The 13,287-nt window shown below is 46.2% G+C and carries 13 protein-coding genes and 1 pseudogene; all 14 read left to right on the top strand.

Annotation, left to right across the window (positions count from 1 at the left end; all coding sequences use genetic code 11):
* The 14 genes and pseudogenes from araB to JQX68_RS14490 all read left to right on the top strand — a co-directional run bounded on the left by araB (position 1) and on the right by JQX68_RS14490 (position 13,278).
* On the top strand, positions 1–1,683 hold the full coding sequence (araB, locus tag JQX68_RS14550) for a ribulokinase (RefSeq protein WP_147772343.1): 1,683 nt from the start codon (positions 1–3) through the stop codon (positions 1,681–1,683).
* A 16-nt stretch (positions 1,684–1,699) separates the two neighbouring features.
* Positions 1,700–2,389, top strand: a complete 690-nt coding sequence (gene araD, locus JQX68_RS14545; protein WP_040082189.1) for an L-ribulose-5-phosphate 4-epimerase — start codon at positions 1,700–1,702, stop codon at positions 2,387–2,389.
* Positions 2,367–3,185 (top strand): sugar-phosphatase AraL, encoded by an 819-nt coding sequence (gene araL, locus JQX68_RS14540; RefSeq protein ID WP_147772342.1) that lies wholly within the window; start codon positions 2,367–2,369, stop codon positions 3,183–3,185. Before araD ends, araL begins: the two co-directional genes overlap by 23 nt.
* Entirely contained in the window at positions 3,182–4,366 is a 1,185-nt protein-coding gene (gene egsA, locus JQX68_RS14535; protein ID WP_147772341.1) for a sn-glycerol-1-phosphate dehydrogenase, read from the top strand. The genes araL and egsA overlap by 4 nt, the downstream gene beginning before the upstream one ends.
* Before the next feature lie 30 nt (positions 4,367–4,396).
* Positions 4,397–5,698, top strand: coding sequence for an arabinooligosaccharides ABC transporter substrate-binding protein AraN (araN, locus tag JQX68_RS14530; protein WP_069150032.1), 1,302 nt, complete (start codon positions 4,397–4,399; stop codon positions 5,696–5,698).
* A gap of 35 nt (positions 5,699–5,733) precedes the next feature.
* Positions 5,734–6,675, top strand: coding sequence for an arabinooligosaccharides ABC transporter permease AraP (araP, locus tag JQX68_RS14525; protein WP_014664913.1), 942 nt, complete (start codon positions 5,734–5,736; stop codon positions 6,673–6,675).
* Positions 6,676–7,521 (top strand): arabinooligosaccharides ABC transporter permease AraQ, encoded by an 846-nt coding sequence (gene araQ / locus JQX68_RS14520; protein WP_040082200.1) that lies wholly within the window; start codon positions 6,676–6,678, stop codon positions 7,519–7,521.
* A gap of 18 nt (positions 7,522–7,539) precedes the next feature.
* Positions 7,540–9,042 (top strand): alpha-L-arabinofuranosidase AbfA, encoded by a 1,503-nt coding sequence (gene abfA, locus JQX68_RS14515; protein ID WP_147772340.1) that lies wholly within the window; start codon positions 7,540–7,542, stop codon positions 9,040–9,042.
* Between the two features lie 150 nt (positions 9,043–9,192).
* A complete protein-coding gene (locus tag JQX68_RS14510; RefSeq protein ID WP_041521396.1) occupies positions 9,193–9,519 on the top strand; it encodes a PadR family transcriptional regulator in 327 nt (108 codons plus the stop codon).
* On the top strand, positions 9,516–10,070 hold the full coding sequence (locus tag JQX68_RS14505) for an HAAS signaling domain-containing protein (protein ID WP_014664909.1): 555 nt from the start codon (positions 9,516–9,518) through the stop codon (positions 10,068–10,070). The genes JQX68_RS14510 and JQX68_RS14505 overlap by 4 nt, the downstream gene beginning before the upstream one ends.
* Positions 10,067–10,957: a DUF4097 family beta strand repeat-containing protein gene (locus JQX68_RS14500; protein ID WP_147772339.1), complete on the top strand. Its 891-nt coding sequence runs from the start codon at positions 10,067–10,069 to the stop codon at positions 10,955–10,957. The genes JQX68_RS14505 and JQX68_RS14500 overlap by 4 nt, the downstream gene beginning before the upstream one ends.
* A gap of 111 nt (positions 10,958–11,068) precedes the next feature.
* Positions 11,069–12,865: a carbon starvation protein CstA gene (cstA, locus tag JQX68_RS14495; RefSeq protein ID WP_014664907.1), complete on the top strand. Its 1,797-nt coding sequence runs from the start codon at positions 11,069–11,071 to the stop codon at positions 12,863–12,865.
* Positions 12,808–12,995: pseudogene (locus JQX68_RS21775) on the top strand (hypothetical protein). The gene cstA and the pseudogene JQX68_RS21775 overlap by 58 nt, the downstream one beginning before the upstream one ends.
* Positions 12,910–13,278 (top strand): VOC family protein, encoded by a 369-nt coding sequence (locus tag JQX68_RS14490; RefSeq protein WP_237711724.1) that lies wholly within the window; start codon positions 12,910–12,912, stop codon positions 13,276–13,278. Before JQX68_RS21775 ends, JQX68_RS14490 begins: the two are co-directional and overlap by 86 nt.
* The last annotated feature ends 9 nt before the right edge of the window (positions 13,279–13,287 follow it).

Here is a 13,287-nt window from a genome sequence, read left to right as displayed (position 1 = left end):
ATGGCTTACACTATAGGGGTTGATTTTGGAACTTTATCTGGAAGAGCGGTGTTGGTTCATGTCCAAACAGGGGAGGAACTTGCGTCTGCTGTAAAAGAATACAGGCATGCTGTCATTGATACCGTCCTGCCCAAAACGGGCCAAAAGCTGCCGCGCGACTGGGCGCTGCAGCACCCTGCTGATTACCTCGAAGTCTTGGAAACAACCATTCCGTCTTTACTTGAACAGACGGGCGTTGAACCAAAAGACATTATCGGGATTGGAATTGATTTCACGGCATGTACAATCCTTCCTATTGACAGCAGCGGGCAGCCGTTGTGCATGCTGCCTGAATATGAAGAGGAGCCGCACAGCTATGTGAAGCTCTGGAAGCATCATGCGGCACAAAAACATGCTGATCGGCTCAATCAAATCGCGGAAGAAGAAGGAGAGGCTTTTTTACAGCGGTACGGAGGAAAAATTTCTTCAGAATGGATGATTCCAAAGGTCATGCAAATAGCTGAGGAAGCGCCTCACATTTATGAAGCGGCTGACCGGATCATCGAGGCTGCGGACTGGATCGTGTACCAGCTGTGCGGCTCGCTCAAGCGAAGCAACTGTACTGCAGGGTATAAAGCGATTTGGAGTGAAAAAGCGGGATATCCGTCAGATGGTTTCTTTGAGAAATTAAACCCTTCAATGAAAACGATTACAAGAGATAAATTGGCAGGGCCGATTCATTCAGTAGGGGAAAAAGCCGGCGGCCTGACTGACAAAATGGCAAAGCTGACAGGGCTTCTTCCGGGAACGGCTGTTGCGGTTGCCAATGTGGATGCTCATGTTTCCGTGCCGGCGGTCGGCATCACAAAGCCAGGGAAAATGCTGATGATTATGGGAACCTCAACGTGCCATGTTCTACTTGGTGAAGAGGTGCATATCGTTCCAGGGATGTGCGGCGTTGTGGACAACGGAATTCTCCCGGGCTATGCGGGATATGAAGCCGGACAGTCCTGTGTAGGCGATCATTTTGACTGGTTTGTGAAAACGTGTGTTCCGCAAGCGTATCAAGAGGAAGCAAAGGAAAAAAACATTAGCATTCATGAGCTGCTGAGTGAGAAAGCAAACCATCAAGCGCCGGGTGAAAGCGGCCTGCTTGCTTTAGATTGGTGGAATGGCAACCGTTCAACTCTTGTTGATGCAGATTTAACAGGGATGCTGCTTGGCATGACCCTGCTGACGAAGCCTGAAGAGATTTATAGAGCGTTAGTTGAAGCGACAGCCTACGGAACACGGATGATTATCGAAACGTTCAAAGAAAGCGGTGTTCCGATTGAGGAGCTGTACGCAGCCGGCGGAATTGCTGAGAAAAACCCGTTTGTCATGCAGATTTATGCGGATGTGACAAACATGGACATTAAAATCTCTGGGTCACCGCAAGCCCCAGCCTTAGGATCTGCCATTTTCGGCGCGCTAGCAGCAGGCAAAGAAAAAGGCGGATACGACGACATCAAAGACGCAGCGGCGAACATGGGAAAACTGAAAGATATATCTTATACGCCAAATGCCGAAAATGCCGCGGTCTATGAAAAATTGTACGCTGAATATAAAGAGCTGGTTCATTATTTCGGAAAAGAAAACCATGTCATGAAGCGTCTGAAAACCATCAAAAATCTTCAATTTTCATCTGCCGCCAAAAAGAATTGATAAAGGGTGATGGAGCATGCTTGAAACATTAAAAAAAGAAGTGCTGGCTGCCAATCTGAAGCTTCAAGAGCATCAGCTGGTAACCTTTACGTGGGGAAATGTCAGCGGCATTGACCGTGAAAAAGAAAGAATTGTCATCAAACCTAGCGGAGTCGAATACAGCGACCTGACAGCAGATGACTTGGTTGTTTTGAACCTTGAAGGAGAAGTCGTCGAAGGCTCGCTTAAGCCTTCTTCAGATACACCTACCCATGTTTATTTATATAAAGCCTTTCCGAATATCGGGGGAATAGTTCATACCCATTCTCAATGGGCGACAAGCTGGGCGCAATCAGGCAGAGACATTCCGCCTTTAGGCACGACTCATGCTGATTATTTTGACAGTGCGATTCCGTGTACTAGAGAAATGTACGATGAAGAAATCATTCATGAGTACGAATTGAATACAGGAAAAGTCATAGCGGAAACCTTTCAGCAGCATAACTACGAACAGGTGCCGGGTGTGCTCGTGAATAATCACGGACCGTTCTGCTGGGGAACGGATGCCTTAAATGCCATTCATAACGCAGTTGTATTAGAAACGGTTGCCGAAATGGCCTATCACTCCATTATGCTGAACAAGGATGTAACCCCAATTAATACAGTCCTGCATGAAAAGCATTTTTATCGAAAACACGGAGCAAATGCGTATTATGGCCAGTCATGATACGCCTGTGTCACCGGCTGGCATTCTGATTGACTTGGACGGTACTGTATTCAGAGGAAATGAGTTGATCGAAGGAGCAAGAGAAGCGATCAAAACGCTTAGGAGAATGGGAAAGAAAATCGTCTTTTTAAGCAACCGGGGGAATATCTCCCGTGCCATGTGCAGAAAAAAACTTCTTGGCGCGGGGATTGAAACGGACGTAAACGACATTGTTCTGTCGTCAAGTGTAACGGCAGCCTTTCTGAAAAAACATTATCGTTTTTCAAAGGTATGGGTGCTTGGAGAACAAGGTTTGGTTGACGAGCTGAGACTGGCCGGTGTGCAGCGTGCGAACGAACCGAAGGAAGCGGATTGGCTCGTCATCTCCCTTCATGAAACGCTTACGTACAAAGATTTAAATCAAGCTTTTCAAGCGGCTGCCGGCGGCGCTCGTATCATTGCTACAAACAAAGACCGCTCTTTTCCAAACGAAGACGGAAATGCCATTGATGTGGCCGGAATGATTGGGGCGATAGAGGCTTCCGCTCAAGCGAAGACTGAACTTGTTGTCGGAAAGCCGTCTTGGCTGATGGCTGAGGCTGCCTATACAGCAATGGGGCTGTCCGCACATGAATGCATGATTATAGGAGACAGCATTGAATCTGACATTGCAATGGGAAAGCTTTATGGCATGAAAAGCGCCTTAGTGCTTACTGGTTCTGCGAAACCGGGAGAACACCGTTTGTACACGCCGGATTATGTGCTGGAGTCCATAGAGGATGTAACCAAATTGGCTGAGGAGGGGATTCTGATATGAATCGTATCGCAGCTGACGTTCAGCGTGCTTTTGAACACGCCGGAGAAGAGACGTCTCCTATAGAAGTTGAAGAAATTGTTCTCGGTAAACATGCCGCTGATTCGCTCTTGGATTATGTAAAACGAAAAAACAACAAACATATTGTCCTTGTTTGCGACGCGAATACACACCGCATTGCAGGAATTGATTTGGAAAACCGGCTGAATCAAGCAGGATTTCAGGCCGAGTGCCTGATCATTCCAGAAAATGAAGCCGGAGATGTGACAGCTGATGAACGATCGCTCATTCATGCGCTGATCCATACGAAACAAACAACGGATGTCATGATTGCAGTCGGTTCGGGCACGATTCATGATATCGTCCGCTTTGCAGCGTTTCAGAGAGATTTGCCGTTTATTTCTTATCCGACTGCTCCATCTGTAGACGGTTTTACGTCAGCCGGGGCGCCGATTATTTTATACGGCACGAAAACAACCATTCAAACGAAGGCCCCATCTGCGCTGTTCGCTGATCTGGATCTATTAAAAGCGGCACCGCAATCAATGGTGGCGGCTGGGTTTGGTGACATGCTCGGTAAAATAACATCTTTAGCAGATTGGGAAATATCCCGGCATCTTGCCGGTGAGCCTTATTCGCCAGCAGGAGCTAAGATCGTTCAAGAGGCGCTTGACGCCTGTATCGCACACACAGAAGACATCGCGATGAAAACGGAAACTGGCATACGGGTGTTGATGGAGTCTTTAATCGTATCGGGGCTTGTCATGCTGGCCTTAGATCATTCCCGCCCGGCATCAGGCGGCGAGCATCATATTTCACATTGGATTGAGATGGAATTAATGGAGAAAAAACGGCCTCAGATTCTTCATGGGGCAAAGGTGGGCTGTGCCGCTGTTTTATTAACTGACACATACAGAAAGCTCGCTAAGGATGAGGGATTGAATGAATTTTCACCAAGCCGGCGGCAAGCCATCCAATCGGCTTATCAAACACTCCCGGAAGGAGAAGTGCTTGCTGATTGGCTGAGATCAGCCGGAGGCCCTGCGTATTTTGACGAAATCGGTGTCGGGCAGGATTCCGTCAAAAATGCCTTCAGACACGCGCACACCTTAAGAGACCGCTGCACCGGATTAAGAATTATCAATGAAAACAAAACGCTGATCAATCATGGTCTATATGAATAGCCCGCACCTCGAATGGAAGGGGTAACGCAGATGAAAAAAATGACTGTCTGTTTTCTTGTGCTCATGATGCTGCTGACATTACTCATTGCCGGGTGTTCAGCAGAAAAATCATCCGGCAAATCGGGTGAAACTGAGCTGACCTTTTGGACATTTAACGGGCTTCATGAGCAGTTCTATGTGGAAATGGTGAAGGAATGGAACAAAAAATATCCTGACCGCAAAATTAAGCTGAATACGGTCGTTTATCCGTATGGGCAAATGCATGATAACTTATCTATCTCCTTGATAGCGGGAGAAGGCGTCCCTGATATTGCCGATGTCGAATTGGCCCGTTTTTCAAACTTTTTGAAGGGCTCTGACATACCACTTGCCGACTTGACTCCGCTGATTGAAAAGGACCGCGATAAATTCGTAGAGGCGCGGCTGACCCTGTACAGCAAAAACGGAAAGCTTTACGGACTCGATACGCATGTAGGGACTACAGTCATGTTTTATAACATGGATGTGATGAAAAAAGCCGGCGTCAATCCTGACGATATTAAAACATGGGATGATTACCATAAAGCCGGACAGAAAGTGCGCAAAGTGACCGGGAAGCCGATGGGAACGGTGGAAACAAATGATTCCGGAACCTTCTTATCTATGATTTCACAGCAAAACTCAGGCTATTTTGATAAAAACGGCAAGCTGATCCTCAATAATGACACCAACGTAAAAACACTTCAATATTTAAAAGACATGATCAATGATAAAACGATGATTCCTGCTCCAGGCGGCGGGCATCACAGTGAAGAATACTACGGTTTTATGAACCAAGGAGGAGCTGCTTCAGTCCTCATGCCGATTTGGTATATGGGAAGATTTATCGATTATATGCCTGATCTGAAAGGGAAGATTGCCATCAGACCGCTCCCGGCATGGAAAGAGGGGGGCGACCGCTCGGCAGGCTTGGGCGGTACGGCAACCGTTGTACCGAAGCAATCCAAGCATGTTGAGTTAGCAAAAGAGTTTTTGGCCTTTGCGAAGGGCTCTAAAGAAGGAAATAAAAAACTCTGGAGCGTACTCGGGTTTGACCCGCTTCGCTGGGATGTTTGGAGCTCCAAGGAATTGAAAGAGAAAAACAAATACACGGATTACTTCCAAAACGGAACAGGCATTTTTTCTGTGCTGCTCGATATCAAGGATGAAATCAATCCAATTTATTTACATGAGGATTTTGCCAAGGCTTCAGACCTTGTCAACAGAAGCGTATTGTTCGACGCGCTTAAATCCCAGCAAAAAACGCCTAAACAAGCCTTGGACAGAGCGGCAGGTGAACTGAAACAGAAATAGAATCCCATTCAAAAAGTGAAAGCGGGGAGGTTCTCATGAAACCTGTGAAAACGGGAACGGTTCATCCCGTTCCTTCAGCTGCGAAACAATCAGGCTGGCGAGATCTATTTTATTCGAAAAAAGCGGCGCCCTATCTGTTTACAGCGCCATTCGTTTTATCCTTTCTCGTATTTTTTCTATACCCCATCATTAGTGTCTTCATCATGAGCTTTCAAAGAATTTTGCCGGGAGAGGTGTCGTTTGTCGGATTGTCTAATTATACAGCGCTAAACAACCCGACGTTCTATACCGCCCTTTGGAATACGCTGGAATACACCTTTTGGACGCTGATCGTGCTGATTCCTGTCCCATTGCTTCTGGCCATATTCCTGAATTCAAAGCTGGTCAAATTTCGAAATATATTTAAATCAGCGCTATTCATACCGGCATTGACCTCCACCATTGTCGCGGGGATCATTTTTCGGCTGATCTTCGGAGAAATGGAAACGTCTCTGGCTAACTCCATCCTACTCAAACTCGGCTTATCACCTCAGAACTGGATGAACAATGAACATACCGGCATGTTTTTGATGGTGCTGCTTGCTTCGTGGAGATGGATGGGAATCAACATCCTTTACTTTTTAGCAGGCCTGCAAAATGTGCCGAAAGAGCTGTACGAAGCCGCTGATATAGACGGCGCGAATACGATGAAAAAATTCCGACACATCACGCTGCCGTTTCTCAAGCCTGTTACCGTATATGTGCTGACCATCAGCATTATCGGCGGCTTCAGAATGTTTGAGGAAAGCTACGTGCTTTGGCAGAATAATTCCCCGGGTAATATTGGTCTGACGCTTGTCGGATATTTGTATCAGCAGGGGCTTGCCTACAACGAAATGGGGTACGGAGCGGCCATCGGCATTGTGCTTTTGATTGTGATACTTGTTGTCAGCCTGATTTCATTAAAGCTGTCAGGCTCGTTTAAGGGGGAGGGATAAATGTTGCGGAACAGTCCTCAGTTTAGCGTTTACAGAATTGCGCTGACTCTGTTTTTTATGATGCTGAGCCTATTGTATATTTTTCCGATTTTCTGTTTGCTTTTAGGATCCTTAAAGCCGTCATCTGAGCTTTTGCGTGTGGGGCTGAATCTTGACATTGATCCTAAAGTAATGAGTCTTGATAATTATACATTTCTGTTTAACGGCGGCAGCATTTATTTCAAATGGTTTTTTAACAGCCTTGTGCTTGGGCTTTTCACAACCGTGCTCACCCTGTTTTTTTCTTCGATGATCGGGTACGGGCTTGCGGTTTATGATTTTAAGGGCAGAAGTATCATCTTTGTTCTTGTGCTGATTATCATGATGGTTCCGCTGGAGGTTATGATGCTTCCTCTGTTTAAGCTAACCGTCGGACTGCACTTGATCGATTCGTATACGGGTGTCATATTGCCGTTTATCGTTTCACCTGTTGCCGTATTCTTTTTTAGGCAATATGCGCTTGGTCTTCCAAGGGATCTGTTGGATTCTGCAAGAATGGACGGCTGTACGGAATTTGGCATCTTTTTCAGGATTATGGCGCCGCTGATGAAACCGGCTTTCGGCGCGATGATCATCCTTCAGTCCTTAAACAGCTGGAACAATTTCTTGTGGCCGCTGATTGTGCTTCGGTCGAAAGAAATGTTTACGCTTCCAATTGGTCTGTCCAGCTTGCTGAGCCCTTATGGAAATAATTACGACATGCTTATCTCCGGCTCGGTATTTGCGATTTTGCCGGTCATTATCATTTTCTTGTTTTTCCAAAAATACTTTATCTCCGGCCTGACGGTAGGGGGAGTCAAAGGTTAATGAAGGAGGAAACGTGTGATGAAAAAAGCACGAATGATTGTAGACAAAGAATATAAAATTGGTGAAGTAGACAAACGGATTTACGGATCGTTTATCGAACATATGGGGCGTGCGGTATACGAAGGCATATATGAGCCTGATCACCCTGAAGCGGATGAAGATGGGTTTAGAAAAGATGTCCAGTCGCTGATTAAAGAATTACAGGTTCCGATCATCCGCTATCCGGGCGGAAACTTTTTATCCGGATACAACTGGGAGGACGGTGTCGGACCAGTTGAAAATCGCCCGAGACGGCTTGACTTGGCATGGCAAACGACAGAAACCAATGAAGTGGGAACAAATGAATTTTTAACTTGGGCAAAAAAGGTGAACACCGAGGTCAATATGGCCGTCAATCTCGGCACAAGAGGCATAGATGCCGCCCGTAATCTCGTTGAATATTGCAATCATCCGAAAGGCTCTTATTGGAGTGATTTAAGAAGATCACATGGCTATGAACAGCCGTACGGCATCAAAACATGGTGCTTAGGAAACGAAATGGATGGACCGTGGCAGATCGGCCACAAAACAGCTGATGAATACGGACGGCTAGCCGCAGAGACGGCAAAGGTCATGAAATGGGTTGACCCATCAATTGAACTTGTTGCCTGCGGCAGCTCAAACAGCGGCATGCCGACCTTTATCGATTGGGAAGCGAAGGTGCTGGAGCATACGTACGAGCATGTTGACTATATCTCTCTTCACACCTACTACGGAAATCGGGATAACAATCTGCCAAACTATTTGGCCCGTTCCATGGATCTGGATCATTTCATTAAATCTGTCGCCGCAACCTGTGACTATGTAAAAGCAAAAACACGCAGCAAGAAAACGATCAATCTCTCTCTGGATGAATGGAACGTCTGGTATCACTCAAATGAGGCTGACAAAAAAGTCGAGCCGTGGATCACTGCGCGTCCGATTTTAGAGGATATTTACAATTTTGAAGATGCCTTATTAGTCGGCTCGCTCCTCATTACGATGCTGCAGCACGCAGATCGTGTGAAAATCGCGTGTCTTGCGCAGCTTGTCAATGTCATCGCGCCGATCATGACGGAAAAAGGCGGAGAAGCATGGAGACAGCCGATTTTCTATCCATACATGCATGCTTCTGTTTACGGAAGGGGCGAGTCACTGAAACCGCTTATTTCTTCTCCGAAGTACGACTGTTCTGATTTTACTGATGTGCCATATGTTGATGCTGCTGTTGTGTACTCTGAAGAGGAAGAAACCCTCACTATTTTTGCGGTAAACAAGGCTGAGGATCAGATGGAGACGGAGATTTCGCTCAGAGGCTTTGAATCCTACCAAATCGCAGAGCACATCGTGCTTGAGCATCAGGATATCAAAGCGACAAACCAGCATAACAGAAAGAATGTCGTCCCGCATTCCAACGGAACATCGTCTGTTAGCGAAAACGGCTTAACTGCTCATTTCACGCCGCTTTCCTGGAATGTGATCCGCCTGAAAAAACAATCATAAGAGAAGCAAAGCCGGAGATTTCTCTCCGGTTTTTCTTTTTTCTCAGTAGATATCATTCAGTACCTTGTAATGTTCAGTAGTGGATGTTACCATATGGATAAGTGATGGGAAAAATAAACAAAATTGACCAGCCGCAGGGAGGAGCTTATGATGAATGCTCAATTCAAAAAGGGAGCATTAGAGCTATGTGTGCTTGTATTAATATCCGAAAAAGACCAATACGGATATGAGCTTTCTCAAAACATTTCCAGACACATGGCGATAGCTGAAGGCACCTTATATCCTCTTCTCAGGAGACTGACGAAAGAAGAATATTTAGAAACATATATGGCGCCGTCTTCCGAAGGGCCTGCCAGAAAATATTACACGATGTCAAAGCTTGGTTTCGTGCGAATGAAACTGCTGCTGGCAGAATGGGATCAGTTCACAGCATCTGTCAATCAAATCATTGATGCGGCAAGGGGAGGAGAACGATGAATCAAGAAAAGTTTTTACAGGAGTTAAGTAAAGCGTTACAGCCGCTTTCTAAAGAAGAGCGGAATGAAATCTTATTTGATTTTGAAGAACATATTACAGAAGGGATGAAAGAAGGCAGGCCGGAAGCGGACATCATCAGGGAACTCGGCTCCCCAAAACAAATAGCAAAGGAATTGGTGCCAGATGTCACGGAAACTGCTCCAGCAGTGCAGCGCCCTAAGAAGAACCTCTTTCAGATGGCATGTTCAGCAGCAGCGATAAGCATCTTAAATTTGATTTTTGTGCTGGGACCAGCTATTGGCATTTTTGGAGTGTACGTGGGTTTATGCGGGGCGGCGCTTGCACTTTCTGTATCACCAATTATGTTTGTCGGCATGGTGATGTTTCAAATGAATACGCACATGATGCTGGAGTTCTTTTTATCACTCGTGTTTGGCAGTCTGGGGCTGCTCTTGTGTATAGGGCTGTGGCATTTAGGCAAGCTGCTGTATGGCATGAGTTTGCGATATATCAGATATAATTTAAAGCTGGTGACGGGGGCGCAGACATGAAAAAAATCATAATAGGATTGATCGCAGTATTTGCAGTCGGGGTAATCGGGGCTGTCATCTCTGCAGCTGCCTCGGATTTTACAAAAGAAGAGGTGAAAGCTGCCGAAACATATGATCCTGCAGATATTAAAAAAATTGAGGTAACAACGAGCTCGATGCATGCAGAGGTCAAAAGCGGGCAAACGGATGATATTCAGGTAGCCGCTGAAGGGCTAGTCAGTGATAAAAGCAAAAAGCTGTTCGATGTGAGCCAAGATGGCAATTCATTAACAATCAATCAAATAGCACGCGAGAATATCATCTCTTTTATACCGTGGGGCAGCGAAAAGGATATGAAAATCACAATCACGATTCCGGAAAAGAAGTATGATGAGATAACCGTAACGACAACCTCTGGCGATATTTTGATAGAAAATACGCAAGCGGATCAATCAGCTGCTGACTCTACATCAGGAAATATTGAGCTGAAGCATACACGCATCGAAAACGAGCTGACGCTAAAAACAACGAGTGGAGAAATTCAAACTGACCAAAATTCATTCGGCCAAGGTGAAGTAAAGACAACAAGCGGATCAATAAAAAGCAGCCGCACAACAGCTGAAAAGGTGAACTATAAGACAACTTCCGGGGATATTGATCTTCTTCAGGATCATCAGAACGAAGAGATCGACATCGTCACTACGAGCGGAAGTGTGTCAGTAGAGTATCAGAAAGAACCTGCATCTTTGGCAGTGGATTTTCAGGCTGACTCAGGTGATGCCGCGGCCAATCTCGATCACATCTTGTATAAAGAAAAATCAGAGCACCGTATTGTAGGTTATGTAGGTGATAGCCCCTCTAACCGTTTAAAAGTTCGTACAACATCTGGAGACATTGAACTAAACTAACTGCCTCAAGCCGGCCCATCCCAGCCGGCTTTTTTGTATAGGAAAAAATGACCGCTTTTCCCCATGAAATTATGATATATTTATGAAAAACAGCAAAGGGGATGGGAGAAAATGAATGCGGTTACAATCGTGATAGCATCAATGTGTATTTTGGCTATTGCCTATCGTTTATACGGAACATTTATGATGGTGAAGGTTCTCAAAGTGAATGATGACAAGCCGACACCCGCTCACACGCTTGAGGATGGGAAAGACTATGTGCCTACAAATAAATGGGTTTCGTTCGGCCACCATTTTGCCGCGATCGCAGCGGCCGGGCCGCTGGTCGGACCCATTCTGGCGGCGCAGTTTGGCTATTTGCCGGGGTTATTGTGGCTGTTAATCGGGGCGGTAATAGGGGGAGCCGTCCATGATATTGTTGTGCTGTTTGCATCAATGCGCAAAAACGGAAAATCGCTGTCGGAAGTGGCGAAGGATGAGCTTGGCCCTGTTGCCGGCTTTTGTACGGGACTGTCCATGCTGTTTATTATCACGATTACGATGGCGGGTCTCTCGATGGTCGTGCTGCACGCGCTTGAACGCAATCCATGGGGAACATTTGCGGTAGGGATTACGATTCCGATTGCGATGGGCGTGGGCTTATTTTATAAGAAAACGGGAAATTTAAAGCTCGCGTCAACGGTCGGTTTTCTCTTTTTAATGACAGGAGTCTTTATCGGCCCATGGGTACAGACTACCGCGCTCGGTGACTTTTTAACACTAGATACGAAAACGCTTGCAATCGCGCTTCCTGTTTATGCGTTTTTTGCCGCTGCGCTTCCTGTTTGGCTACTTCTCGCACCGCGTGATTATTTAAGCAGCTTTATGAAAATCGGTGTTTTTATCGCTTTGATTGTTGGTGTGTTTGTCGTCAATCCGTCCATTCCGTTTCCTGCGTTTACAGAATTCGTAAAAGGAGGCGGGCCTGTGCTGGCAGGACCTGTCTGGCCGTTTATCTCAATAACCATCGCCTGCGGGGCGATCTCTGGGTTCCATGCCTTTGTCGGCTCAGGAACGACACCCAAAATGCTGAATAAATGGAGTGATATGAAGCCGGTGGCGTTTGGCGCAATGCTTGTTGAGTGTCTTGTCGGCATCATGGCACTGATTGCGGCCACCGCCTTACAGCCTGCTGATTACTTTGCGATTAACAGCACGCCGGAGGTTTTCCGTACGCTTGGCATGAATGTCGTCCATCTGCCTGAATTGAGCAGGGAAATCGGCTTGGACTTAGAAGGGAGAACTGGGGGAGCCGTCACGCTTGCGGTGGGTATGACTTATATTTTTACCGGAATGCCGTTTTTCAGCCATTTGGCCTCATACTTTTTCCAATTTGTCATTATGTTTGAAGCGGTATTTATTTTAACAGCGATTGACGCCGGCACACGTGTTGCCCGTTATTTGATCCAGGATTTCTTCGGAGAGGTGTATAAACCGCTGAAGAAAACAGACTGGATTCCAGGCTCTGTATTTGCCAGCGCGCTTGCCTGTTTGATGTGGGGGTACTTGCTGTATTCAGGAGATATCGGTTCCATTTGGGCGCTGTTCGGTGTTTCCAATCAGCTGATGGCGTCAGTAGGGCTGATTATCGGAGCGACCATCGTGTTGAAAATCGCCGATAAACGCCGATACATTTTGACATGTCTTATCCCGCTTGCCTATTTATATGTCACTGTCAACTATGCGGGCTATTGGATGGTGCGCCATGTGTATCTTAATCCTGAAGCAGCAGGATATAGTGTATTGAATGGCGTATTATCTATCATCATGCTGGTGTTAGGCTTCATCATTATTGTGGCGGCCGTGAAAAAGTGGGCGCAGATGTGGAGAGATCCGAGTTTAAGGATGGAAGCATCTATACCGGGCTAGAAGGACTATTGAAATGCTGAGGGGGCGTGGCAATGAATCTATCAATGAAATATCTTATTCTATACGTATCGGACAGCAAGCGGGCTATTCATTTTTATCGGGATATTTTAGGACTGCCGATTCGTGCTGAACACGGCACATATGTCGAATTTGAAACAGGATCGACGATATTGGCCCTTAATACGAGGGAAAGCGCTAGAAATATCACAGCGCTGGATATTCCGGAAACATCTGCTTCAAACACATTTGAAATCGGGTTTGTTACTGAAAATGTAGAAACTGTCATCAAAAGGATGAGAGAACAAGGCGTCTCGATTATCGGGGAGCCGAAAGTGAAACCATGGGGGCAGACGGTCGCCTATATCGCAGATCCGGATGGACATTATATCGAAATTTGCAGTCCGATGGAATAACGAACAAAA

Source organism: Bacillus sp. LJBS06, from assembly GCF_016924995.1.
Classification (GTDB): Bacteria; Bacillota; Bacilli; order Bacillales; family Bacillaceae; genus Bacillus; species Bacillus stercoris.
The sequence above is the reverse complement of the archived record's forward strand: the minus strand, read 5'-3'. Positions and strand labels throughout refer to the sequence as shown.